At 65.9% G+C, this 23,199-nt stretch carries 21 protein-coding genes and 1 tRNA gene; 13 read left to right on the forward strand and 9 right to left on the reverse strand.

From position 1 onward, the window contains the following. The first annotated feature begins 930 nt into the window (after positions 1-930). The 4 genes from CS1GBM4_RS16010 to CS1GBM4_RS16025 all read left to right on the forward strand — a co-directional run bounded on the left by CS1GBM4_RS16010 (position 931) and on the right by CS1GBM4_RS16025 (position 4,543). Positions 931-2,757 carry a hypothetical protein gene (locus tag CS1GBM4_RS16010; RefSeq protein WP_186419710.1) on the forward strand — a complete coding sequence of 609 codons (1,827 nt, stop codon included), beginning with the start codon at positions 931-933 and terminating at the stop codon, positions 2,755-2,757. 2 nt (positions 2,758-2,759) lie between these two features. Continuing rightward, the gene (locus tag CS1GBM4_RS16015; protein ID WP_186419711.1) at positions 2,760-2,948 is read left to right on the forward strand and encodes a hypothetical protein; all 189 of its coding nucleotides are present in this window, start codon (positions 2,760-2,762) and stop codon (positions 2,946-2,948) included. Between the two features lie 75 nt (positions 2,949-3,023). Next, complete coding sequence (locus tag CS1GBM4_RS16020) at positions 3,024-3,227, forward strand: hypothetical protein (protein ID WP_186419712.1); 204 nt, start codon at positions 3,024-3,026, stop codon at positions 3,225-3,227. Then, entirely contained in the window at positions 3,224-4,543 is a 1,320-nt protein-coding gene (locus CS1GBM4_RS16025; RefSeq protein ID WP_186419713.1) for a hypothetical protein, read from the forward strand. Before CS1GBM4_RS16020 ends, CS1GBM4_RS16025 begins: the two co-directional genes overlap by 4 nt. 275 nt (positions 4,544-4,818) lie before the next feature. Here the strand turns inward: CS1GBM4_RS16025 and CS1GBM4_RS16030 are convergent, their stop codons facing one another. From CS1GBM4_RS16030 to CS1GBM4_RS16040, 3 genes are all read right to left on the reverse strand, one after another. Then, positions 4,819-6,198 (reverse strand): site-specific integrase, encoded by a 1,380-nt coding sequence (locus CS1GBM4_RS16030; RefSeq protein ID WP_186419714.1) that lies wholly within the window; start codon positions 6,196-6,198, stop codon positions 4,819-4,821. A gap of 123 nt (positions 6,199-6,321) precedes the next feature. After that, positions 6,322-6,397: transfer RNA gene (locus tag CS1GBM4_RS16035), tRNA-Glu, on the reverse strand. A 116-nt stretch (positions 6,398-6,513) separates the two neighbouring features. After that, on the reverse strand, positions 6,514-7,647 hold the full coding sequence (locus CS1GBM4_RS16040) for an alkene reductase (protein WP_186419715.1): 1,134 nt from the start codon (positions 7,645-7,647) through the stop codon (positions 6,514-6,516). Between the two features lie 266 nt (positions 7,648-7,913). Between CS1GBM4_RS16040 and CS1GBM4_RS16045 the strand changes: the two genes are divergently transcribed. From CS1GBM4_RS16045 to CS1GBM4_RS16065, 5 genes are all read left to right on the forward strand, one after another. Then, the gene (locus CS1GBM4_RS16045; RefSeq protein ID WP_186419825.1) at positions 7,914-8,627 is read left to right on the forward strand and encodes a ComF family protein; all 714 of its coding nucleotides are present in this window, start codon (positions 7,914-7,916) and stop codon (positions 8,625-8,627) included. 45 nt (positions 8,628-8,672) lie between these two features. Then, complete coding sequence (gene grxC, locus CS1GBM4_RS16050) at positions 8,673-8,933, forward strand: glutaredoxin 3 (protein WP_186419716.1); 261 nt, start codon at positions 8,673-8,675, stop codon at positions 8,931-8,933. Between the two features lie 211 nt (positions 8,934-9,144). Next, positions 9,145-9,636 carry a DUF1178 family protein gene (locus CS1GBM4_RS16055; protein ID WP_186419717.1) on the forward strand — a complete coding sequence of 164 codons (492 nt, stop codon included), beginning with the start codon at positions 9,145-9,147 and terminating at the stop codon, positions 9,634-9,636. Positions 9,637-9,943: 307 nt separating this feature from the next. Continuing rightward, positions 9,944-10,342 (forward strand): MarR family winged helix-turn-helix transcriptional regulator, encoded by a 399-nt coding sequence (locus CS1GBM4_RS16060; protein WP_186419718.1) that lies wholly within the window; start codon positions 9,944-9,946, stop codon positions 10,340-10,342. Positions 10,343-10,388: 46 nt separating this feature from the next. Then, a complete protein-coding gene (locus tag CS1GBM4_RS16065) occupies positions 10,389-11,702 on the forward strand; it encodes an MFS transporter (protein WP_186419719.1) in 1,314 nt (437 codons plus the stop codon). A gap of 10 nt (positions 11,703-11,712) precedes the next feature. Here the strand turns inward: CS1GBM4_RS16065 and CS1GBM4_RS16070 are convergent, their stop codons facing one another. Continuing rightward, complete coding sequence (locus CS1GBM4_RS16070) at positions 11,713-12,945, reverse strand: PLP-dependent aminotransferase family protein (RefSeq protein ID WP_186419720.1); 1,233 nt, start codon at positions 12,943-12,945, stop codon at positions 11,713-11,715. Positions 12,946-13,145: 200 nt separating this feature from the next. On the opposite strand from CS1GBM4_RS16070, the gene CS1GBM4_RS16075 reads away from it, so the two are divergent. Together CS1GBM4_RS16075 and CS1GBM4_RS16080 are read left to right on the forward strand one after the other, a co-directional pair. Then, complete coding sequence (locus CS1GBM4_RS16075; protein WP_186419721.1) at positions 13,146-15,140, forward strand: protein meaA; 1,995 nt, start codon at positions 13,146-13,148, stop codon at positions 15,138-15,140. Between the two features lie 193 nt (positions 15,141-15,333). Next, positions 15,334-16,347 carry a serine protease gene (locus CS1GBM4_RS16080; protein ID WP_186419722.1) on the forward strand — a complete coding sequence of 338 codons (1,014 nt, stop codon included), beginning with the start codon at positions 15,334-15,336 and terminating at the stop codon, positions 16,345-16,347. Positions 16,348-16,592: 245 nt separating this feature from the next. Here the strand turns inward: CS1GBM4_RS16080 and CS1GBM4_RS16085 are convergent, their stop codons facing one another. Further along, positions 16,593-17,462: a DUF1989 domain-containing protein gene (locus CS1GBM4_RS16085; RefSeq protein WP_186419723.1), complete on the reverse strand. Its 870-nt coding sequence runs from the start codon at positions 17,460-17,462 to the stop codon at positions 16,593-16,595. A gap of 132 nt (positions 17,463-17,594) precedes the next feature. Next, positions 17,595-18,212 carry a J domain-containing protein gene (locus tag CS1GBM4_RS16090; protein ID WP_186419826.1) on the reverse strand — a complete coding sequence of 206 codons (618 nt, stop codon included), beginning with the start codon at positions 18,210-18,212 and terminating at the stop codon, positions 17,595-17,597. A 405-nt stretch (positions 18,213-18,617) separates the two neighbouring features. Between CS1GBM4_RS16090 and CS1GBM4_RS16095 the strand changes: the two genes are divergently transcribed. After that, positions 18,618-18,890: a BolA family protein gene (locus CS1GBM4_RS16095; RefSeq protein ID WP_186419724.1), complete on the forward strand. Its 273-nt coding sequence runs from the start codon at positions 18,618-18,620 to the stop codon at positions 18,888-18,890. A 17-nt stretch (positions 18,891-18,907) separates the two neighbouring features. Here CS1GBM4_RS16095 and CS1GBM4_RS16100 read toward each other — a convergent pair whose 3' ends face one another. Beyond that, positions 18,908-19,753 (reverse strand): LysR family transcriptional regulator, encoded by an 846-nt coding sequence (locus CS1GBM4_RS16100; protein WP_186419725.1) that lies wholly within the window; start codon positions 19,751-19,753, stop codon positions 18,908-18,910. Between the two features lie 98 nt (positions 19,754-19,851). Here CS1GBM4_RS16100 and CS1GBM4_RS16105 point away from each other — a divergent pair, with 98 nt between their 5' ends. Next, positions 19,852-20,748, forward strand: a complete 897-nt coding sequence (locus CS1GBM4_RS16105; protein ID WP_186419726.1) for an alpha/beta hydrolase — start codon at positions 19,852-19,854, stop codon at positions 20,746-20,748. On the opposite strand, the gene CS1GBM4_RS16110 is transcribed toward CS1GBM4_RS16105, so the two are convergent. Both CS1GBM4_RS16110 and CS1GBM4_RS16115 read right to left on the reverse strand, forming a co-directional pair. Beyond that, positions 20,711-21,916 (reverse strand): MFS transporter, encoded by a 1,206-nt coding sequence (locus tag CS1GBM4_RS16110; RefSeq protein WP_186419727.1) that lies wholly within the window; start codon positions 21,914-21,916, stop codon positions 20,711-20,713. The two genes, CS1GBM4_RS16105 and CS1GBM4_RS16110, sit on opposite strands and share 38 nt — an antisense overlap. 61 nt (positions 21,917-21,977) lie before the next feature. Beyond that, positions 21,978-23,147, reverse strand: coding sequence for an acetyl-CoA acetyltransferase (locus tag CS1GBM4_RS16115; protein ID WP_186419728.1), 1,170 nt, complete (start codon positions 23,145-23,147; stop codon positions 21,978-21,980). Positions 23,148-23,199 lie beyond the last annotated feature (52 nt).

The raw sequence follows: 23,199 nt of genomic DNA on the forward strand, positions 1-23,199 counted from the left end.
TCGGAACCCTATCGCTCCAAGCAGCCGGGACATCGTTGGCTGAGGTACACCAATCTTATCACCGTATGCCGTTGGCCCCATGCCTGGCTTAGCGGCGACCTCAAGGAAGGCCCTCACATAGCTTATGGGCATCTTGTGATCGACATTCGATAGCATCTCCATAATCTGAATGAGAGTCTTAAGGCTCCTCTCATCCGCATAGCTGAGTTTATGGAAACGATCACCTCGGTTCATAACTTATCTTTTCTGTGCGAAGCGGGTTAATTGAGATTTTCACAGTTTGATTTCTTTGAAAATACGTCAGAGGACTTCATATCCTTGGAGGGTCAGCGAAAATTCATCGATTTTCATCAGAGATTCAGTGGCTTAGGCCTGCTCAGGCCAATCCGTGTGCCACTATAGGAGACTGACGCGCTCAGGAGGCATCGAGATACCGGCCCGTGAGCTGCGTTTGACCTATCCACAAATCGAGAAGGCAGCGACCAAGCTGCCCCGAATGAACCCTGAGGGCTCGCGAGAGATCGCGGGTCCTTTTTTGTTGTCAACGATGTCAACACCGAATGTTGGCGCGAAGAACCTCATACTGAGGAAGAATGGATAAGATAAAGGATGACAAATAACACAACATCGGCTTTGGCAGATGACATAGCCCGATTGAGAGCCGAAGGTTTCACTGATGATGATATTGTAGGTGGATACCGCACATATGCCCCTCATGATGCCGAGGACATTGACCGACTAATCAGCAATGGCCTTTCGTCCAAGGAAATCGCCGATGGCTTGAGGGCCTATCATGGGAGTTCGGCCGCCCCACAGGAGCCCGATGGCGCCTTAGAGACTGGCCGGAAGGCCCTGCAATATGGTGCTGCCAATGCAGCCGTAGGGCTTGGGCGCACCGCACATTGGATAGGTGAAGCCTCAGGCATCGATATGGCCAAGAGTGCCGGGGATGCCATCGCCAACGTGGGGCGAGACATTGCCCCTGAGAACTATCGCCCGGCCACAGCAGACTTCTTCAGGCCCAGAGAGGCCGACAAGGGCATTGGTGGCTATGGTTGGGGCTATGTCCCCAGGATGATCCTTGAGGGTGCTCCCGGCCTCGCGATGGATATTGCCGCTGGTGCTGCCACTGGTGGTGCTGGCTTCCTAGCCTCGAATGCAGCACGATCCTTCGGCCCTGCCATGGATGCCCGTGTGGAGAACAATGGTGGTCGGGCGGCTTCGGCCTCAGACTATGTCATGGCTACAGGATCATCAGCCCTTCAAGCGTATGCCAACAAGCTCGGTCTCAACCCTGCTCTGACAGGCGTGGCCAAGGGCGCGGGGATTGGGGCTGTCGCTCAGATACCGGGCCAAGTCGCCAAAGCTGGCGCAGTAGATGCGGCAAGTGGCGCTGCGGGCGCTGTGGTCGATCAGATAGGAGTGACGGCAGGCACGGATAAGGGCCTGACCATCGATCCCCATGAGGCCATTGGAAGCGCTGTAGCCTCGGGAGCTACCGGGGGAGCCATCAGGACGCTCAGAGGCGTTGGCGATGTCACTAATGCCATCCGCTTTGCCGATATAGACCCTGAGGTCGCCGGCAGACTGGCCACAAGGATCGATCGGCTTGGCGTAGCTCTCGATAGTCCTGAGCAGGCCTATAAGGCGGTCAAGATCGCTGACGAAGCCCTGTCTGCCGCAACATCGCGAGCCCGCAGGGACTACGGCATGAGCGCAGGCCAGAAAGGCACCGAGGCCAACACCGAACGCATGGACAGTGCCGAGGCGATGCTGAGAAATGGCTATGCGCTGGCCCCTTCCCATTTGGCTGAGCTTCGCGACGCTCTTGGCGGTCATCGTCTGGGCAGGCGGTATGTCGAGACCCTTGAGGAGCGCAGCGCGCTCAACCAGGTCAAGGACACGGGCCGGTTCGAGGATGGCTATTTCGCTGGTGGGTTTTCGAGCAGCCCTCTGGTTGATGACATGATCAATCCCGCAAGCTGGCTGAGGAACCCTACGAAGAGAGCGATAGGCGGCATAGGAGCAGCGCTCGGCTTTGGGACTGAGCTTGAGGCCATCAGGGCGGTTGCGGCTCCTGCGGCCCTCGCGAAGGCCTTAGCCGTGCAAGGTGCAGCCTATGGAGGCATCAGGGCGATAGACGGCATTACCGGCAGCAGGAATCCTCTGAAGGAGCTGACCAGCCGGTTCGCTGGCGATGCCTCATCGCGATCATCCCCTGTGACCGATGCACCTCTCATGACGAGGACTCTCAGCGATCTTGAGGAGGCTCGAGTTCAGGAGGCCATCAGCAGAGCAGTTGCACCGCTCAGGAAAGCCACAGAGAGCGCCGGGGAGGCCCAAGGACAGCCCCTCGTAGGCAAGGGTAGCTCAGAGGACGCCAATGCCGCCAGCGAGTCTCCTAGGGGCTCTGCCGAGCGTATTGCTCTCCAGACAATCCGTATTGAATCTGGTCCTTACGTTGTGGAGCGGCCACGCGAAGGCATAGCGAATGTGAAAGCATACGCAGCCAAAACCAGAAGCCATATGGAAACGCGGGCTCAATTCGGGAGTGATCTTGAGGCCGTAGTAGGCCCTCAGCATACCCGAGAGATTGAAGGTCTCATCAACAAGATCAACAATCAGGCCCGCAGCGCCGATGAGGCTGCCAGCTTCGTTGAAGACGCCATCACCGCCCTGCCATGGGACAAGCAATCCCAAGCATGGGATGCGTACCTGAAGCACGAACACAAGATAGCATCGACCTTTAGACGATAAGAATGAATACCGCAAAGAACAATAAGGCAGCCAGCGCCTACTACCATTTCTATGCCGGGTTAAATCAGGAGCATCAAAAGATTCTCGCCGATGTGAAGGCCAGAATGACTCACGAAATTGGCTCAACTCCCGGCAATCTCGATGTGATGCTTGAACTCATGCGCACCTATCTGAGGCAATCGGCTCAGTAGGAAAGCGTAGCACTACACAGGGGCCTCTCGGGTGCATCTCGGGAGGCCCTTCCCATATCGGAAAGGACATCAATCATGATCAACAAGCGTTTCGATGGGCCACGCGGCATCCATCAGGACACCCCGTTCTACGGCTTTTATGTTCGCGTAACCGGGGACAGCAGAGAGCAACTCAAGCTGGCTCAGGAAAAGGCCACGAAGGATATGCGGGGCATCGTGAGCAATGCGGTCCTCTTGGATGAGTTGATGAGGGTATATCTTCAGAAGGACGCTTCGTGACTACCGACCTAAGGAGCCTCACACCGCACCATGCGGCGCTGGAATACGAGGCTATAACCCCTGCTGCCCACGACCTATGTAACCTCCTCAGCTCAGAGATTGCCGGCCACGAACGAGATATCCGCGATAGGGCTTATCGTCGCGCTGAGAGGGGCCAAGAGAAGCTCACCAAAGCCGCAGGAGCATTTCTCGCTGACTTGATGATCGCGGCCGGCATCCCTGAGAGCGGCGGCTGGGCTTATCGCGCCATGCGAACCTCTGGCTTCTCTGGGGAGGACGTCGGCATCAAGACGTTCAGGATCGTGCTCTCGGGCATGATGGCGCTGGGGTATGTCGAGGCCCATGAGGACAATGAGATCAGAGGGCCGTCGAAAGCCCGGGCGTCTCATTGGCGGGCCACAGAGCGCCTCCTGAAGCTCGCAGAGGGCAAGGGGATCACGCCTGCAAATGTGCATGATCATTTTCGGCAGAGTCTTCCGGCTCGGCTTGTGGTCCTCAAGACCGCCTCTGAGCAGGAGAGGCGTCACAAGATCAGAGGCGAGAGGATCGCGTTCAGGGCCACGCCCCAGACCGTGGCGTTAGAGGCCGATATCAGGCGACTGAATGAGTTCCTTGACGGCTATGAGATCACCGGAGGCAACCACAGAGGATATGTCCGCATATTCAATAACGGGACTGCTCAGGGCTATGGCTGGAATCAGGGAGGCAGATTGTTTTCCCTGTGCCCCGGCTCATACCAGAACATGGAAAGCCATCTGCGACCTCTGATGACCATTGGAGGAGAGCCTGTGGTGGAGATCGATGTTCGAGCAAGCTACCTGACGGTGCTCCACGGCATTACCGGGAGGCCTTTTGATCCCAATCAGGATGCTTATGGCCTTGAGGGGCTCCTGCCTGCGCCCTTCGGCGAGGTTAACAGGCGGTGGGTGGCCAAGAAGTGGGCTGTAGTAGCCCTTGGCCAAGACAAGCCTCCTAGGAAATGGCCGTCTGCGATCATTAAGGAGTTCAAACACCTGACAGGCCACAAGCTGAGCAAGGCCTATCCGATCAAGGCAGTTCAGCAGGCCATGGAAACCAAGCACCCACTGCTGAGGGATTGGGGGCGATTGGGGGTCACATGGGGTGATCTCATGTACCACGAGAGCGAAGCCATGCTCGGTGCCATGCTTGAGCTAATGGATGGCCATGGCATCCCAAGCCTGACAGTTCATGATAGTCTGATCGTCAGAAAGAGAGATCAGAAGATGGCCATGGAGGCCTTGAGGGGTCACTACATGAAAATCTGTGGTATTGATCCTCATCTAACCACTAAATGATGATGATAATTGATCCATACCAGCCATCATCTTCGCTGCATTCCTCTTGAGGGAAGCTCTCTCTAGCATATAGGGAACTTTTTCACCGCGTTGGCGAATTGCTTTCCCGAGAACGGGCGTTTCAGCGACTGACCGCAGGCGGATTGCTGGCCTCGGGCAAGGTGATTCAAAGCCACCCAGCCAACAATTGGAGTCTCCATGAAGTCGAAATACCACTAATAGATTTGAAAAGTATTTAGTGTTATAGTGTTACATTTCAGAAGGCCGCTCGACTCTCAGAGCACCACTTTGACTAACTCCCTGTGAAGCTGCTCGATCAGGAAACCTTCGCCATAATTTGCCAACATTGAATTGTATTCCTTCCAGCCGCCAATAGCCTTGATCAGCTCCTCTCGTGTATCCACATGCCTTAGCCTATCTGCAAGGGCATGCCTGAAGGAATGACTTGTCTTTGGAATCTTCAAACTGACCTTGAGCCATTTGTTCACGGTGTTCGTGGCGCTATTGCTTTTGATAGCACCATCAGCAGCATACTGAGGAAACAGCCATCCTTCGGAAGCACTACCGCAGAGCTTCAGCGCCCGCTGCGCACCCCACAGAGCCATACCGACGAGGGGAACCTTCCGCGTGCTATTCTTCGTCTTGAGACGCCGCCCTAGGTCCCTACGCTCCCTAAGAAGCATGTGAGGGGCCTTGTGGTCGAGGATGATATCCTCAATCCTCAATCCGATGATTTCACTGATGCGGGTCCCTGTGTCTGACTGAATGGCAGCCATATGGCGAGGAGTATCGTCCAGAACCCTACACTCTGCCTGGATGCGCCTGACCTCTTCGATAGTGAAAGGCGGCACCTCCTTCGCGTCCTGACCATCCTTAGGAATCTTGAAGCGAACGAAGGGATTGCTGACGCCCTTGAGATCGTATTCGTCAATCCCATGGGTAAAGATTGCACTCAGCGACTTGAAATATCGCTTCACCGTAGCCGTCTTGTTGCCCTTGGCGAGCATCTTATCTCTGAGGTCATTGACGTTCTGTCTGGCGTAATCCCCTAACGGAAGATCACCGCAAAGGTCGATCAGGCCTTGCACATACCTCTTGTTCTGTTGGTCAAACTTTTCCCCTTCGCCCTTGTGCTTGAGATAGGAATCTCTGGCATCGCTCAGCAGGACAATCTTCTTGGACGGGTCGTTGAGTACCCAGCCCATGGCCAGAGCTTCATGAGGCTCAAGGAATGATGAAGGAGACCTACCGGCGGGGTGTTTGCCTTGTAGCGCTAGGTGATACTCCTCCCCGTACTTGCTGGCGAAATAGTCCAACGGGACATCAAGAACATCGCCTGTTTGCTGCTTAGCGTCAGGGCCGGTGCGGAAGCCATCGCCCGGCTTAAGGTCCCACAGGCGCAATAGAGCCTCAGCAGCCTCATAGGCCTCAGAGGAGGTCAAACCGGCATCTTGGCCAGCGGGGGAGCGCCATGAGGCCCACAGACGATCATCCTCAGCGGCACGCTTGAGGCAACGCTGGATGGCCTCGCGCTCATCATAGGTTTCCAGACTGGCCTTGAGGATCACCCGACCCGGATAGTGCTTCCGAATGTCGAGGGGTATGCGGCGCTGATACATGTAGAGACCGGAGGGCTTCCGGCTCAGGTGCTTCACGGCAACCATCAGTGGACCAAGACGAAGGACGATTCGCGGCACTTGTACCCCCGGAGTAACCCTGGGAGCAACCGCATGAGCACCTTAAACGCTTGGGAAATAAGCCAGAATCGGCATTTACCGTGGCGCTCCCTAGGGGACTCGAACCCCTGTTTTCGCCGTGAGAGGGCGACGTCCTAGACCGCTAGACGAAGGGAGCAGCGCGGCAGGCGGTCCGTATAGTCGGCGCCGGACCGCGCCGCAAGCCCCTGCGTGCGGCTGCGGACGAAAAACCTGCGGACGGGGGGCGCCCGCCCGCAGGGGATGGCCGGCGGCCTACATCGCGGCGCGCGCGGCCGGCGCCTGCGGCGCCAGCGCCGGATAGTCGGTGTAGCCCCTGGCGTCGCCGCCATAGAAGGTCGCGACGTCCGGCGTGTTGAGCGGGGCGTTCAGCCGCAGGCGCTCGGGCAGGTCGGGATTGGCGATGAAGAGCCGGCCGAAGGCGACGAGGTCGGCCTCGCCGTTCTCCACCGCCGCGATGGCGAGTTCGCGGGTGAAGCCGTTATTGGCGATGTAGGCGCCGCGGAAGGCCTTGCGCAGCGCCTGATAGTCGAAGGGCAGGTAGTCGCGCGCCTCGCGTGTCGCCCCCTCGACGACATGGATGAAGGCGATGCCGCGCTTGTCGAGCTCGGCGACGAGATGGCCGAACAGCGCCTGCGGATCGGAATCGCGGGCATCGTTGGCCGGGCTCACCGGCGAGATCCGGATGCCGACGCGCTCCTTCGGGAACACCCTGGTGACCGCGTCGACAACCTCCAGCGTCAGCCGCACGCGGTTCTCGATCGAGCCGCCATAGGCGTCCTCGCGCCGGTTGGAGCCGTCGCGCAGGAACTGGTCGAGCAGGTAGCCATGGGCGCCGTGCAGCTCGATGCCGTCGAAGCCGGCCGCCCTGGCGTTCTGCGCCGCGCGGGCATAGTCGGCGACGATGCCGGGGATCTCCTCGAGGCCGAGCGCGCGCGGCGGCGAGACCTCGGTGAAGCCGCTCTCGATATAGGTCTTGGTCCTGGCCTGGATCGCCGACGGGGCGACGGGTGCCTGGTTGCCCGGCTGCAGCGAGACATGGCTGACGCGCCCGACATGCCAGAGCTGCGCGAAGATCAGCCCGCCCTCGGCGTGCACGGCGTCGGTCACCGCCTTCCAGCCGGCGACCTGGGCCGCGCTGTAGAGGCCGGGTGTCCAGATATAGCCCTGGCCCTGCCGCGAGATCTGCGTCGCCTCGCTGATGATCAGCCCGGCGCCGGCGCGCTGGCGGTAATACTCGACATTGAGCGCGTTCGGCGCATCATCATGCCTGCTCGCGCGGTTGCGGGTCAGAGGCGCCATGACGACGCGGTTCTTCAAGTCGAGATCGCCGAGGCGGAACGGCGTGAACAGCCTGGGCGTGGTGGCGGAGGCGTTGGCATGACTCATCGTGGCGATCCTTGTCGCGGGGTGGCCGCGGGGCCGGGGAAGGCATCCATGGAACCGGCCGCCGTGATGCGGGCCGGAGCCGTCGCAGGCAAGATAAGCGAGATGGCAGGGATTGGCAGGGGCGGCCCCGTCCCGCTCGCGAGAAAGCGAGAATGCTCTCTCCGCGAGCTCCGTCGCGCATGAGCCTTTCCAGAAATCCCGAGGAGCCCGGAAAAACGCTCGCGGCCGGCTGGCTGCGCCGGGGGCGCGGCTGGCTGCGGGCAGGGATGGCCGGGGCCGTCGGCCTCGTCTATCCGCCTTCATGCGTCGCCTGCCGGGCCGCCACGAGCGAGGCGCAGGGCCTCTGCGCCCGGTGCTGGGCCGGACTCGGCCTGATCGAGCGGCCCTATTGCGAGCGGCTCGGCACGCCCTTCGAGGTCGATCTCGGCCCGGGGCTGGTCTCGCCGGCCGCGATCGCCGATCCGCCGGTCTTCGCCCGGGCGCGCGCCGCCTGCCGCTTCGACGGCACGGCGCGCGAGCTGGTGCACCGGCTGAAATATGGCGACCGGACCGAGCTCGCCCTCATGCTCGGGCGGATGATGGCGCAGGCCGGCCGCGAGCTGACCGCCGAGGCCGATCTCGTCGTGCCGGTGCCCCTGCACCGCGCCCGCCTCTGGACGCGGCGCTTCAACCAGGCGGCGGCGCTGGCTGCGATCATCGCCCGCCGGTCGGAACTGCCGCACGCGCCGCTGGCGCTCGCCCGCGTCAGGCGGACAAGGCAGCAGGTCGGGCTGACGCGGGCCCAGCGCGCCGAGAACCTCCAGGGCGCCTTCAGGGTCCTGCCCGCCATGCGCCCTGTCGTGGAAGGACGGCGCATCCTGCTCGTCGACGACGTGCTGACCACCGGCTCGACCGCCAACGCCGCCTCGCGCGCTTTGCTGCGCGGCGGGGCGAGCGCGGTCGACGTGCTGACCTTCGCCCGGGTCGTGACGGAAGCATGACGGCTTCCTATATTGCGGGCGAAGCTGGTCTTTCAGGATGGAAAGATGCCGAAGGTCACGATCTACACCACGGGCTGGTGCCCCTATTGCCATGCCGCCAAGGCGCTGCTGACGAAGAAGGGCGTCGCCTTCGAGGAGATCGGCGTCGACGGCAAGCCGGAGCTGCGCCGGGAGATGACGGCCAAGGCCGGCGGACGCACCAGCGTGCCGCAGATCTTCATCGGCGAGCGCCATGTCGGCGGTTCGGACGATCTGCACGCGCTCGACGCACGCGGCGAGCTCGACCCGCTGCTGAAGGCGGCCTGAGCGGAGGACGCCGATGGCCGCGCCGGATTTCACCGCCGCCTGCGGACGGCCGCGAAGGCTACGGCCATTCGATCATCGTCGCTCCCGGGCGGCGGCCTCGCCGAGCCGAGCCGTCGCGGCTCGACGCTGCCGAGTGAGGATGGGCGCGAGAACTTGTCGCCGGACGGCCGCGCCCCTATCTGCAGCCGTTACCGCCGCCCCTTGAAGTGACATGATCCGTTACACCCTGATCTGCGACAACGCCCACGAGTTCGAGAGCTGGTTCGCGAGTTCCGGCAGCTTCGACGAGCAGGCGAAGCGCGGCTTCGTCACCTGCCCGGTCTGCGACAGCGCCAGGGTCGAGCGCGCCGTCATGGCGCCGGCCGTGGCCCGGACCGACCGCGGCGCGCGCCCGGCCGCGCCGGCAACGGACGCCGTGCCGCCGCCTTCCGCGCCCCTCCCCGCGTCGGCCGCCCGGCCCCTCGCGCTGATGGGCGAGAAGGAGATGGCGTTCCGCGCCATGCTGACCGCCCTGCACGAGCACGTCGCCGCCAACGCCGAGCCCGTCGGCAAGCGCTTCGCCGAGGAGGCGCTGAAGATCCACCATGGCGAGAGCGAGAACCGCGCCATCTATGGCGAGGCGACGCCCGAGGACGCGCAGATGCTGCACGAGGAAGGCGTCGAGTTCCTGCCGCTGCCGCGCCTGCCGGAAGGGCGGAACTAGAGCATGCCGCGAAAAAGTGGCAACGGTTTTTCGCTCCGATCATGCTCTAAACTATTGGAATCGATCATGCTATCTGCCTTTGGACGATTCCGTCCAAAGGCAGCGTGATCTAGCTCCGGCACCCGCCCTCACCGTCACGGTCGGGCTTGTCCCGACCATCCGCGTCTTCTCCCCACAGATCGAAGGCCGTGTTCAAGACGTGGACGGTCGCCACAAGGGCGAGCATCACGGACGTTGAACTCAAGAGACCCGACGACTGACAGTCGCCTCTTGCTTTCCCCACGTCGCGGGCATATACCCGCAACCCATGTCGCTTCCCTGCATCTGCACGACGCTGCGCTCGGCCTCGCGCCGGATGATCGCCTTCTATGACGAGGCGATCGCTCCGGTCGGGGTCAATATCGCGCAGTTCAGCCTGATGCGCTCGATCGCCCGCGTCGAGCCGGTGACGCTGACGGCGCTCGGCCGCCGGGTCGAGCTCGACCGCTCGACCATCGGCCGCAATGTCCGCGTGCTCGAGAAGATGGGACTGGTCGCGCTCGGCCGCGGCGAGGACCAGCGCGAGGCAACGGTCACCCTGACCGACGCCGGACGCAAGGTTCTGGACGACGGCGCCCCCCTCTGGGACGGCGCCCAGAAGGCCCTCGACGACCGCCTCGGCGTCGAGTTCATGCGCCGGCTGCACGCGGCGCTCGATGCGCTCTGACTTTTTTCAACCACATACGGGTATATACCCGAAAAGGGAAACGATCATGCCGACCGATCTCGCAGAACAAGCGCACCCCGTCGGCCTCGCCGCCGCCCTCGCCCGCCGCGGCATCCATTACGGCTGGGCCGTCGCGGCGGTGACCTTCCTCACCATGCTGGTCACCGCCGGCGCCGTCGGCGCACCGGGCGTGCTGATCCTGCCGTTGCAGAGGGAATTCGGCTGGGCGACCTCGGAGATCTCCTCGGCCCTGGCGGTCCGGCTGCTGCTGTTCGGGCTGATGGCGCCTTTCGCCGCCGCCTTCATGAACCGCTTCGGCGTCCGCCCCGTCGCGCTGGTGGCGCTCAGCCTGATCGCGGCGAGCATCCTCGGCTCCTTCGTCATGACGCAGCTCTGGCAGCTGGTGCTGCTCTGGGGCTTCGTGCTCGGTTTCGGCACCGGGCTCACCGCCATGGTGCTCGGCGCCACCGTCGCGACCCGCTGGTTCGCGCAGCGCCGCGGCCTGGTCGTCGGCCTCCTCACCGCCAGCACCGCGACCGGCCAGCTCGTCTTCCTGCCCCTGCTCGCGGCGCTGACCGAGCAGGTCGGCTGGCGCGTGGCCATGACCTTCGTGCTCGGCATGATCGCGCTCGCTGCGCTCGCCGTGCTCGCCCTGATGCGCGACCGGCCGGCCGATCTCGGCCTCAGCCCCTATGGCGGCACGCAGATCGTGCCGGCACCGGCGCAGGCCACGAGCCTCGCGGCCATGCTCGCCTCGCCGCTCGTCGCACTGCGCGACGCGGCGAAGACCGGCACCTTCTGGATCCTGTTCGGCACCTTCTTCGTCTGCGGCGCCAGCACAAACGGGCTGGTGCAGACCCATTTCGTCGCGCTGTGCGGCGATTACGGCATGGCGGCAGTGACGGCCGCGAGCGTGCTCGCGGTGATCGGCATCTTCGACTTCCTCGGCACGGTCGGCTCGGGCTGGCTCTCCGACCGTTATGACAGCCGCTGGCTGCTGTTCTGGTACTATGGCTTGCGCGGGCTCTCGCTGCTTTTCCTGCCCTTCACCGACTTCTCCTTCTACGGCCTCTCGATCTTCGCGATCTTCTACGGGCTCGACTGGGTCGCGACCGTGCCGCCGACGATCAAGATCGCCGCCGACCGCTTCGGCGAGAAGGCCACGCTCGTCTTCGGCTGGGTCTTCACCGGCCACCAGCTCGGCGCAGCCTTCGCCGCCTATGGCGCCGGCTTCAGCCGCACGGTCTATGACAGCTACCTGCCGGCCTTCTTCATCGCCGGCGCGCTCTGCCTCTTCGCCGCCGGCTTCTGCATCATGATGCGCGGCGGCGAAGCGCGGCCGGCGCCGGCCGCGGCCTGACGCGCCGAATTCACGCCGCCCGGCCGGAGCGCTCGGCGAGGAGGCGCCGCACTGCCCGCTCCAGCCGGCGCACGCCCTCGACCAGCGCCTCCGGCGGCGAGCGGGTGAAATTGACCCGCATCGCGCTCTTCAGGGCGCCGGTCGGATCGAACACGCTCGACGGCACGAAGGCGACCTTCTCGGCCAGCGCATGGGCATAGAGCGCATCGGTGTCGATCGATCCGTCCTTCGCCCGCATCCAGACGAACATCCCGCCCGGCGGCACTTCCCACTCGAACCAGCCGGAGAGGTGCTCGTCCGCGGCGGCGCACAGCGCGTCGCGCCGCTCGCGATAGGTCGTGACCAGGCCGGGGATGTGCTGCGCCTCGAAATCGCTCTCGATCATCTCCAGCGCCACCGCCTGCGTCAGCAGGCTGGAAGCGATGTCGGTCGACTGCTTGGCCAGCGCCAGCGCCGCGATCAGCGAGGCCTCGGCGACGATCCAGCCGACGCGCAGCCCCGGCGCCAGGCTTTTCGACAGCGTGCCGAGATAGATCACCGGCCCGGCATAGGCGCCGTTCGGATGGCGCTGCGCATGATGGGCGAGGATGCTCGGCCCCGCCGGCCCGTCGAATTGCAGCGGGAGGTAAGGATCGTCCTCGAGCAGCCAGGTCCCTGCCGCCTCGACCTTGTCGAGCAGGGCGGCACGCTCATCCTGCGGCACCAGCACCCCGGTCGGGTTGGAGTAGTTCGGCACGGCGTAGACGAACTTGGCCTGGCGCAGCGCCGCGTCCTGCCCCGGCGCCGCGAGGCTCCAGTCGAGCTTCTCATAGCGCGGCATGCGTGGGCGCCAGGCGTCGAGCGCTCCGAGATAGGTCGGGAACTGCGAGAGGATCAGTTCGCCCGGATCGACCAGCGCCTTGCCGACGAGGTCGAGCCCCTGCATCGCGCCGGTCGTCAAAAGCACGTTCTCCGGCCCGAAGCGGCATCCGGTCGCGACGCTGAAGCGCTCCGCGATCGCGGCTCGCAGCGCCGGCAAGCCTTCGATCGGGCCGTATTCGAGGATCTGCGTGCCCCAGCGCGTCAGCGCCTTCTCTTGCGCCGCGGCGATCGCCGCGACCGGATAGAGCTCGGCCGCCGGCAGGCCGCCGGCGAGGCTGACGATGTCGGGCCGGCCGCCGATCGCCATGAACTGCTGGGTGATGCTGTTGCCGGTCGAGAGCCAGCGGGCAAGGGCCGGCCGCGGCGGGGAAGACTGCGTCATCGTAACTCTGCTGAGGACAAGATCCGGTGAAGCTATACGGGCCGGCCCAGGCGTGAAACCCGGCCGGCGCGGGCCGCGCCCATTATCCGAACGTCTGACGCGACCTTTTCCACCCTCTGGCGTTATCTTCGCTGCAGTGCAACAATCAAAATTGCACGAGCTCACGCGAACCATAAGAGACGGCACGGCAGGGAGCGAGCATGAACGCGATCGATCCGCATCGGACCCAGACCCGGCGCGACAGGCCCTGGATCTTCCGGACCTATGCCGGCCATTCCGACGCGGCGGAATCGAACAGGCTCTACCGGACCAACCTCGCCAAGGGCCAGACCGGCCTCTCCGTCGCCTTCGACCTGCCGACGCAGACCGGCTACGACCCCGACCATGTGCTGTCGCGCGGAGAGGTCGGCAAGGTCGGCGTGCCGATCACCCATCTCGGCGACATGCGGACCCTGTTCGACCAGATTCCGCTGGCGCAGATGAACACCTCGATGACGATCAACGCGACGGCGGCCTGGCTGCTCTCGCTCTACATCGCCGTCGCCGACGAACAGGGGGCCGATCGCGCCGCCCTGCAGGGCACGACCCAGAACGACCTCGTCAAGGAGTACCTGTCGCGCGGGACCTACGTCTTCCCGCCGCGCCCCTCCATGCGGCTGACCACCGACATCGTCGTCTTCACGGCGCGCGAATTGCCGAAATGGAACCCGACCAACGTCTGCTCCTATCACCTGCAGGAGGCCGGCGCCTCGCCGGTGCAGGAACTCTCCTTCGCGCTCGCGACCGCGATCGCGCTGCTCGACTCGATCAAGGCCCGGCCCGAGGTCGCGCCCGAGGAGTTCGGCGCCGTCGTCGGCCGCATCTCCTTCTTCGTCAATGCCGGCATGCGCTTCGTCACCGAGCTCTGCAAGATGCGGGCTTTCGTCGATCTCTGGGACGAGATCACGCTGAAGCGCTTCGGCGTTCTGGAGGAGCAGCACCGCCGCTTCCGCTACGGCGTGCAGGTCAATTCGCTCGGGCTGACCGAGCCGCAGGCCGAGAACAACGTCTATCGCATCCTGATCGAGATGCTGGCGGTGACCCTGTCGAAGAAGGCCCGCGCCCGCGCGGTGCAATTGCCGGCCTGGAACGAGGCGCTCGGCCTGCCCCGCCCCTTCGACCAGCAATGGTCGCTGCGCATGCAGCAGGTCCTCGCCTACGAGACCGACCTGCTCGAATTCGGCGACATCTTCGACGGCTCGAGGGAGATCGACGCCAAGGTCGAGGAGCTCAAGGCCGCCGCGCTCGAGGAACTGGCGAAGATCGATGCCATGGGCGGCGCCCTCGCCGCCGTCGAGAGCGGCTACATGAAGAGGGCGCTGGTCGAGAACGGCGCCCGGCGCATCGAGGCGATCGAGCGCGGCGAGCAGGTCGTCGTCGGCGTCAACAAATTCACCAGCAGCGAGCCCTCGCCGCTCTCGGCCGGCGAAGGCAATGTCGTCACCGTGCCGGATTCGGTCGAGATCGAGGCGGTCGGCCGGCTGAAGGCCTGGCGCGCCGGGCGTGACGGCAAGGCGGCCGAGGCTGCGCTCGCCGCGCTCGCCGGCGCGGCGAAGGAAGGCCGCAACGTCATGCCGGCCTCGATCGCCTGCGCCAAGGCCGGCGTCACCACAGGCGAATGGGCGCAGACCCTGCGCGAGATCTTCGGCGAGTACCGTGCTCCGACCGGCGTCGACACCACGAAGCTCGGTGACGATGGCGGCCTCGCCACCGTCAAGGCGGCGGTGGCGAAGGCGACCGAGCGCCTCGGCCGGCCGCCGCGCTTCCTGGTCGGCAAGCCGGGCCTCGACGGCCATTCGAACGGCGCCGAGCAGATCGCCGTGCGTGCCCGCGACGCCGGCATGCAGGTTTCCTATGGCGGCATCCGCCAGACTCCCGAGGAGATCGTGACGCAGGCGAAGGAGACGCAGGCCGACATCATCGGGCTTTCCATCCTCTCCGGCTCGCATCTGCCGCTGGTGCGTGACGTCACCGCGCGGCTGCGCGTCGCCGGCATGGACGTTCCCGTCGTGGTCGGCGGCATCATCCCGCCCGACGACGAGAACGCGCTGCGCAACATGGGCGTGGCGCGCGTCTATACGCCGAAGGATTTCGCGCTCGACGGCATCATCGGCGATGTCGCGGAGCTGGCTGCGAAAGGCCGCGGTCACCGCTGACGGCCAGGCTCGCCGCCAGCACGGAAGCCGCCGGCGCCCGCGAAAGCGGCCCTGGGTTCCGCAAGGGCCGGCGGACCGCTATCGTCGCTGGGCCGAGGCGCTTCATGCCTGCGGCCGAGCGCGTCACGGCCCGGCAGGCGCAGGCAGGAGTTCCTGAGCGGCCGGCCGTGGCTGGGAGGAAATGGAGAGCCGCATGCCTGCATGGCTGCAGACCAGGTTGAACGGAACCGCGCTGCGGGCCGCCTGCATCGGCGCCGCCGGCCTCCTCCTCGCCGGCTCCGCCGCGGCCCAGACGGCCGGTTTCGATCCCGCCGATTTCGGCAAGGTCAGCATGCCGCGGCGCCAGAGCACCGGCGACGCCGCAACCCAGATCGAGACCAACAAGGGCGCCTTCGAGCCGATCTCCGAGCTCGATCCGCGCGATCCGCTCGCGGCCATGGCCAGGCCCGTCGGGCGCATCGACATCCTGATGAAGGACAGCAAGACCGGCAGGCAATCCGGGGCCCATTGCACCGGCGAGCTCCTGCCAGGCGACTATGTGCTGACCAATCATCACTGCCTGCCGCAGAATGGCGAGATGGTGCCGGTGCGCGCCATCATCGTCATGGATTTCCTGACGCAGGACGGCAGGGGCGCGAAGGTCTTCGAGCTCGACCCCAGGCCGGTCGAGCACAATGCCCGGCTCGACTACGCCATCGCCAAGGTGAAGGGGAATCCGACCGCGACCTATGGCTCCGTCAAGCTCGCGGCGACGCCTGCCGGCAGCGCCCCCTCGCTGATGGTGATCCATCATCCCGCCGGCCGCCCCAAGGTGATGAGCCGCTTCCGCTGCATGGCGACGCGCCAGCAGGGCGACCCGGTCGAGCTGCGCCATCGCTGCGACACGCTCGGCGGCTCGTCCGGCTCGCTGCTCTTCGACGCGCGCAGCAGCGGCATCGCCCTGCACAAGCAGGGTGGCCTCGCTCCCGACGACCCGTCGAGCTACAACACCGCCACCAGCATGACGGCGCTGCTGCAGGCGAGCCCGCTGCTGCGCAAGCTGGCTGGTGCGCGCGGGCAGGCGCCGGCCCCCTCCGGCGATGCGCCATCCGGCGCTTCGGGCGGCTTCGGCCAGGATGGCGAGCAGCCGGGCTCGACCGAGCGCAGCAGCCTGCGCGGCTCCGACAATCTCGACACCGACGGGATGAATTCGCTGCTGAAGAACTGAGCGGCTTCGCCATTGCGAGGCCTCGCGCAGCGAAGAGCCAGGAGCCTGTGACCACGACGCTTATCCGGCTCGCCATGCTCGCCCTTGTGGCGAGCATCCACGTCTTGAGCACCGCGCCTGGTGAAGGACGACGTGGATGGTCGGGACAAGCCCGACCATGAAGGAAAGGGCGGTATTCATGGGTTCCGGGCTCAGGCCTGCGGCCTGCCTCGGAAAGACAAGGCGTCCCTCGAAGCTGCCGGCCTTCAGCCTTGCTCGCCATGGCTGCGCCCATAGGGATTGCGCGGCGGCGAGCGCCAGCCGGCGAGCATGGCGGGGTCCGGCTCGTAGATCTCGACCTTGAGCGGATGGCAGATGGCGACGTCGCTCGAATGCGTCTGGCCGCAATCGCCGCCGGGGCAGGCCGAGATCGCCCCCAGCAGGTCGATCTCGGCGAAGAGTTCGAGGAAGTCGCCCGGCCGCACCGGGCTCGCCTTCATGAAGTACCGGTGCGTGTCGCGCGTGAAGCCCGTGCACATGAAGACGTTGAGCACGTCGTGGACATGGTGCTCGACCTCGCGTGCCGGCAGCCCCCTCGCCCTGCCGAGCGCCCGGGCGAGGTTGGAATGGCAGCAATGGTGGTAGTCGCCGCCATCGCCGAGCAGCCTGTGGGTATAGGGGTCGCAGCGCGTGCCGATCACGTCGTGCACGCCGGCCCCATCCTGGTCGAAACCGTACCAGCCGAGCGTGTCGTGGGTGATCGTCGCCATCGGTCGCAGATGCGGCAGATTGCTCCAGAGCCGGTCGCCGGTGCCGACATGGGTGGCGTGCAGGGCCCGCGTCTTGCCGCTGAAGAAGCGCTCGTCGAGATCCTCCGCGTTCCACAGGTTGAGATCGCCGACCTGCGGCCCCTCGATGCTGACGATCCGGAAGAAATGCCCCTTCGGCACGCGGAAGCTCGCGGCCTCGCGCGGCGGCACGATGATCTCGTCGCGCTTGCGCAGTGTCCGGCGCGCGCGTTCCAGCATCGCCATGTCGGCGCCGGGCAGGCTGCCATTGGGATAGACCACGACCGGCGGCTTGCTGCGCCGCTCCGCCGCGTCGATCGGGGCGATCACCTGCGAATCCGTGACCATGGCCTGCTCCGGCGATCCGTAGACGGTTGAACCCCTACCGGCGTATCCGCCCCCGGTCCAGTTCCCTGCGCCGTGATTCCGCGGCGGCGCATCAGCGCCGAGCCCCGGAAGGTGGCCGGTCGGACGAGGCGGCTAGGCCAGCCCGCTGCCCTTCAGCGTCTGGTAGGCCTTCAGGATCTCCTGCAGCCGGCCCTCGCGCGAGCGGTCGCCGCCATTGGCGTCAGGGTGGAAGCGCTTCACCAGCTCCTTGTAGCGGGCCTTGATCGCGGCGCGGTCGGCGCTCTCGTCGAGGTCGAGCGTCTCCAGCGCCTTCCTGGCAAGGACGCCGACCCGCGGTTCGGCCCTGTCCTGCTCGCGGCGGACGCGGCCGCGGAACAGGCCGAAAGCGTCTTCGACTTCGGCGCCCTCCTGCCCGCCGGTCACCCGCCCGCGCTGCGCCATCCGGGCCGCGCTCGCGTTGACGCCGAGCTTCCAGGTCGGCCGGTGGCCGATCTCCTCCTGCTTCTGATAGGCGGCGAGCGCCTCGTCGTTCATGCCGGCGAAGTAGTTGTAGGTCGCGTTGTAGGCCTTCACATGGTCGAGGCAGAACAGGAAGAACTTGCCCTCCTTGCCGCGTCCCATCGGCGCGCGGTACTCGCCCGCCCTGGCGCAGCCGGCATGGTCGCAACGGCGCGCATCGGCCTCGACCACCTCTTCCGCCTCGGAAGGGCCGATCCTGATCCGGTCGAATAGGCGCGAGCTGAAGTTCATCGTCTCATGGTTATGCGGGCGGAACGCCATGTCGACAAGCCGGCCGCCGCGCGGATCGCTCCGCGCCTGCAGCAAGCCGATCGCCTCGGCGACAGCTTGACCCTGATTGCTTAAGGAACCCGGCTCACCGAAACGGCCGGAACCTTCTCCTAGGTAATGCGTCGCAGGTCCGATCTCAACCGCCGCAGGCCGCGTTCGCCCGCCGCGGCTGCGAGCGCCGTCGCGCACAGCATGGATCGCCCCGCGCCGCCCGGGAAGCCGGAGTCGAGGCCGGCCATCAGAAGCGGGGGAATTCGGCCCCAATGAGGCGGCGCCTTCGACACCTGGCTTGACCGGCCGGTGCGGATCGGTGTTCTCGCCTCGCAAGGAGCGCGAGCGCTCCGATTGGCGACAGGAGGAGTCCGCATGCCGACCATGGCCGACAGGATCGCCGGCAAGCTCACCGCCGGGCTCGCGCCCGAGCATCTCCAGGTGATCGACGAGTCGCACCAGCATCACGGCCATGCCGGCTGGCGCGAAGGCGGCGAGACGCATTTCCGCGTCGAGATCGTCTCCCCCGCCTTCGCCGGCAAGAGCCGGCTCGAGCGCCACCGCCTGGTCAATGCCGCACTTGCGGAAGAGCTCGCCGGCCGGGTGCATGCGCTGGCGATCGTGGCGCGCGCGCCGGGCGAAGGGTGAGTCCGGCCTGCTCCGTTTCAGAGGCGCCAGTGTTCGCGCAGGATCCGGAGCAGTTCGTCCGCATCCGGACCCGTGAAGCCGGCCCGGCGGTGCAGGACGATGTCGACCAGGCCGAGTGCCGGCAGGCCGTGCTCGGCTCCGATGCGGGCGGTCTCGTCGCCGATCAGGTCGTGAGCAAGCGGAGCGACCCCGAGCCCGGCCGCGAGAGCCGCACGCAGACCGGCCAGGCTCGGACTCGTATAGACGACCCGGCTCTCCCGTCCGATCGCGCCCAGCGCCGCCATCGCCCGATCGCGATAGGCGCAAGGGGCGGGGAACAGAACCAGCGGCAGGGGCTCGACGCCGGCCATCTCGGCCCGCCCCGCCCAGACCACCTCGCCGCGCCACAGGACCTCGCCGCCGCCATCGGCGCCGCGCGTCTTGGTCAAGGCGAGATCGAGACGGGCGGCCGTAACCGCCGCCAGCAGATCGAGGCTGTTGCCGATCTCGATCTCGAGCCGCATCTCCGGATGCAGCGCGGCGAAACCCGCCAGCACGCGGGTCAAGCCGCGCCCGCTGGCGAAATCGTCCGACATGCCGATCCGTAGACGGCCGGTCAGGCGCTTGCCCGAGAGGCGCTGGCGCGCCCGTTCCTGCAAGGCGAGGATCCGCCTGGCATAATCGAGCAGGACCGCGCCCTCCTCGGTCGGATACGGCAGGCCGCGGGTCGAGCGCCGGAGCAGCCTGTGCCCGACCTCGGCTTCGAGGCGCCTGATATGCCCGCTGATCGTCGACTGGGTCGCATTCAGGCGTTCGGACGCGCGGGTGAAGCCGCCGCAATCGACCACCGCCACCAGGCTCCTGAGCAGGTCCATATCGTACATGCGATCGATATATCGAATTTCTCACTGATTGATAGTGGACCTATCTGTTTCCGTTCTGATTGGCCGGCCGGCAGTCTGCCGCAATTCGGAGACCCGCCATGCACCACATCGTCGAGACCGCTCACCTCGCCATCGCCTGCGAGATTGCCGGACCGGAGACCGGTCGACCGGTCATGCTGCTGCATGGCTGGCCCGACGACGTCCGCTGCTGGGATGGGCTTCTGCCCGGCCTGCACGCGGCCGGCTGGCGCACGATCATCCCCTATCTGCGCGGCTTCGGGCCGACCCGGTTGCGCGCGGCCGACGCTGCGCACAACGGCCAGCTCGCCGCGCTTGCCCAGGACGCACTCGATCTCGCCGATGCGCTGGCGCTGCCACGCCTCGCGATCATCGGGCACGATTGGGGCGCCCGCGCCGCCTATATCGCCAGCGCGCTGGCGCCGGAGCGCATCTCCGCCTGCATCGCGCTTTCGGTCGGCTGGGGCACCAATGATCCGGACCAGCAGCTGGCCCTGCCCCAGGCGCGGAACTACTGGTATCATTGGTTCATGGCTCTCGAACGCGGCGCCGATCTGGTCAGGCACCGGAGGCACGAGTTCACGCGCTATATCTGGGACATCTGGAATCCCGGCTGGGCCTTTCCCGAGGCCGATTTCGCGTCGACCGCCTCCTCGTTCGACAATCCGGACTGGGCCGAGGTGACGCTGCATTCCTATCGCGTGCGCTGGGGCCTGGCCGAGCGCGATCCGGCCTATGACGCGATCGAAGCGCGCCTGGCCGCCGATCCGGTCATCCGGATCCCGAGCCTCGTCCTGCACGGCGGGGCCGACCCCTGCAACGATCCGGCCACCTCGGACGGCAAGGAGCGCCTGTTCGCCGGCCCCTATCGGCGCATCCTGCTCGACGGCCTCGGCCACTTTCCGCAGCGACAGGCGCCGGCCCGCGTGCTCGACGCGCTCATGCCCTTCCTCGGCCGCTTCGGGTCTCCGGCGTGAACAGGTAGATGGTGGTCGCGGCCAGAAGCAGCGCCGCGAAGCCCCAGTGCATGTTGGCGAAGGCCTGCGCCGCGTCCCGCCCGGCGGCGCGCTGCGCCGCGACGAACCAGCCGGAGCCCCATTGGAGCAGGCCGGCTCCGGCGATGAACAGGAAATTGATGAAGGTCATGCCGCGCCCGACGAGATGCTCCGGGAAGAAGACGCGCGCATGCGCCATCAGGATCGCATAGGTGAAGCCCGTCGCACCGACGATCGCGAACAACGTCGCCGCGGCCAGCGCCGAATGGTCGCCCGTCAGCGCCAGCAGGCAAAAGCCTGCTCCGGTCACCACCGTCCCCCAGGCGACGAGCGCCTTGCTGCGGCCCGTCCGCTTCTGCAGGGCGCCGTAGGCGAAGGCGCCGACGATCATCGTCGTCGCCATGCCCAGCGTCGCATGGCCGGCAGCGATGCCGTCGAACCCGTGAACCTGCGTCATGTAAGGCGCGATCCACAGGCCCCGCGCCGTCGCGATGATCGCGTAGCCGACGAGGGTGATCGGCGCGAGCAGCCAGAGCGGCCCGATCGCGGCGATGCTCCTCAGCCCCTGCAGCAGCCCTTCATGCTTGCCCGAGGCGTCGGTCACCGGTGGCGGATCGCGCACCAGCGCCGCGGCGAGCACGGTCGCCAGCAGGAACGCCACGGCGAAGGCCGTCATGGTCGGCCGCCAGCCATAATATTGCGCCGCCAGCGCCAGCGGAGCCGCACCGGCGAGATTGCCGAGCGAGCCGAGGCCGATGAAGATCGACGTCAGCAGGCCGAAGCGCGCCGGCGCCTCCGTCCGCGCGAACAGGTAGAGCGTCGACATGAAGATCGGCGAGCAGCCGACGCCGACCAGCGCCATCGCCACCGTGGCGATCTCGGCATTGCCGGCCTGCGCGAACAGGAAGGCGCCGACGCTGCCGATCGCCATCGTCACCGCCACCGTCCGGCGCGGCCCGAGCCGGTCGAGCGCCCAGCCGACCGGGAACTGCGCCAGCGCGAAGGCGATGAACCAGGCCGCTCCCAGCAGGCCGAACTCGGCCGGCCCGATGCGCAGGTCGCCCATCACCGGCCCGGCGATCACGCTCAAGAACGAGCGGTAGAAGATCGACAGCACATAGGCCGGCAGCAGCGCGAAGAAGATGATCACGCCGCCCCTCCGGCCAGTTCGAAGACGCCCGCCGGCTTGAAGCCGACAGCGGTGTTTTGCCTCACTTCACCCGCTCGAGCACCGAGACGTAGTTCGCGACCGCGGCGCCGCCCATGTTGAAGATGCCGCCGAGGCGCGCATCCTTCACCTGCATGCCCTCCGGCGCCTCGCCGACGAGCTGCATGGCGGAGAGCACGTGCATCGAGACGCCGGTCGCGCCGATCGGGTGGCCCTTGGCCTTGAGGCCGCCGGAGACGTTGACCGGCAGCTTGCCGTCCTTCTGCGTCCAGCCCTCCTTGATGGCGCGGGCGCCGTCGCCCTCCCTGGTCAGCCCCATCGCCTCGTATTCGATCAGCTCGGCGATGGTGAAGCAGTCATGCGTCTCGACGAAGGAGAGATCGTCGAGCACGACGCCGGCCTGCGCCAGGGCCTTCTGCCAGGCGAGCGCGCCTCCCTCGAACTTCAGGATGTCGCGGCGCGACAGCGGCAGGAAGTCCTGGACATGCGCCATGCCGCGGAAGCCGACGGCGCGGCGCATCGTCCTGGCGGTCTCCTCGTCGGCGAGCACGAGCGCGGCGGCGCCGTCCGAGACCAGCGAGCAGTCGGTCCGCTTCAGCGGGCCCGCGACATAGGGGTTCTTCTCGCTCTCGTCGCGGCAGAAGGCGTAGCCGAGATCCTTGCGCATCTGGGCGTAGGGGTTGTCGACGCCGTTCTTGTGGTTCTTCGCCGCGATCATGGCGAGCGCGTCCGACTGGTCGCCATGGCGCTGGAAATAGGACGAGGCGATCTTGCCGAAGACGCCGGCGAAGCCGCCCTGCACGTCGCTCTCCTGTGCCAGATAGGACGCCTTCAGCAGGTTCTTGCCGATCTCCGGCCCGGGCGTCGTCGTCATCTGCTCGACGCCGACCACCAGCACCACCTTGGCGGCGCCCGCCTTGATGGCGCGCACGCCCTGATGCACCGCGGCCGAGCCGGTGGCGCAGGCGTTCTCGACGCGAGTCGCCGGCTTGAAGCGCAGCGCCGGATCGGCCTGCAGCACGAGCGAGGCGGTGAAGTCCTGCGCCGAGAAGCCGGCGTTGAAATGGCCGAGCACGATCTCGTCGACCTGGTCGGCGGTGATGCCGGCATCGACCAGCGCGTCGGTCGCGACGCGCACGATCAAGCTCTCGACCGTCTCGGAATCATGCTTGCCGAACGGCGTATGGGCCCAGCCGACAATTGCAGCAGTCATGACCTTCTCCTGGCTGATGTGCAGATACACAGTATCTGCTCCCGCACCGGCG

The organism is Allobosea sp. CS1GBMeth4, assembly GCF_900185715.1.
Taxonomy (GTDB): Bacteria; Pseudomonadota; Alphaproteobacteria; order Rhizobiales; family Beijerinckiaceae; genus Allobosea.

Coding starts and splice junctions, on each gene's coding strand:
- CS1GBM4_RS16020 (WP_186419712.1), top strand. CDS start 3,024: ATGATCAACAAGCGTTTCGATGGGCCACGCGGCATCCATCAGGACACC.
- CS1GBM4_RS16105 (WP_186419726.1), top strand. CDS start 19,852: ATGCACCACATCGTCGAGACCGCTCACCTCGCCATCGCCTGCGAGATT.
- CS1GBM4_RS16015 (WP_186419711.1), top strand. CDS start 2,760: ATGAATACCGCAAAGAACAATAAGGCAGCCAGCGCCTACTACCATTTC.
- CS1GBM4_RS16095 (WP_186419724.1), top strand. CDS start 18,618: ATGCCGACCATGGCCGACAGGATCGCCGGCAAGCTCACCGCCGGGCTC.
- CS1GBM4_RS16010 (WP_186419710.1), top strand. CDS start 931: ATGGCCAAGAGTGCCGGGGATGCCATCGCCAACGTGGGGCGAGACATT.
- CS1GBM4_RS16080 (WP_186419722.1), top strand. CDS start 15,334: ATGCCTGCATGGCTGCAGACCAGGTTGAACGGAACCGCGCTGCGGGCC.
- CS1GBM4_RS16115 (WP_186419728.1), bottom strand. CDS start 23,147: ATGACTGCTGCAATTGTCGGCTGGGCCCATACGCCGTTCGGCAAGCAT.
- CS1GBM4_RS16085 (WP_186419723.1), bottom strand. CDS start 17,462: ATGGTCACGGATTCGCAGGTGATCGCCCCGATCGACGCGGCGGAGCGG.
- CS1GBM4_RS16100 (WP_186419725.1), bottom strand. CDS start 19,753: ATGTACGATATGGACCTGCTCAGGAGCCTGGTGGCGGTGGTCGATTGC.
- CS1GBM4_RS16075 (WP_186419721.1), top strand. CDS start 13,146: ATGAACGCGATCGATCCGCATCGGACCCAGACCCGGCGCGACAGGCCC.
- CS1GBM4_RS16065 (WP_186419719.1), top strand. CDS start 10,389: ATGCCGACCGATCTCGCAGAACAAGCGCACCCCGTCGGCCTCGCCGCC.
- grxC (WP_186419716.1), top strand. CDS start 8,673: ATGCCGAAGGTCACGATCTACACCACGGGCTGGTGCCCCTATTGCCAT.
- CS1GBM4_RS16040 (WP_186419715.1), bottom strand. CDS start 7,647: ATGAGTCATGCCAACGCCTCCGCCACCACGCCCAGGCTGTTCACGCCG.
- CS1GBM4_RS16060 (WP_186419718.1), top strand. CDS start 9,944: ATGTCGCTTCCCTGCATCTGCACGACGCTGCGCTCGGCCTCGCGCCGG.
- CS1GBM4_RS16070 (WP_186419720.1), bottom strand. CDS start 12,945: ATGACGCAGTCTTCCCCGCCGCGGCCGGCCCTTGCCCGCTGGCTCTCG.
- CS1GBM4_RS16045 (WP_186419825.1), top strand. CDS start 7,914: ATGGCCGGGGCCGTCGGCCTCGTCTATCCGCCTTCATGCGTCGCCTGC.
- CS1GBM4_RS16090 (WP_186419826.1), bottom strand. CDS start 18,212: ATGAACTTCAGCTCGCGCCTATTCGACCGGATCAGGATCGGCCCTTCC.
- CS1GBM4_RS16055 (WP_186419717.1), top strand. CDS start 9,145: ATGATCCGTTACACCCTGATCTGCGACAACGCCCACGAGTTCGAGAGC.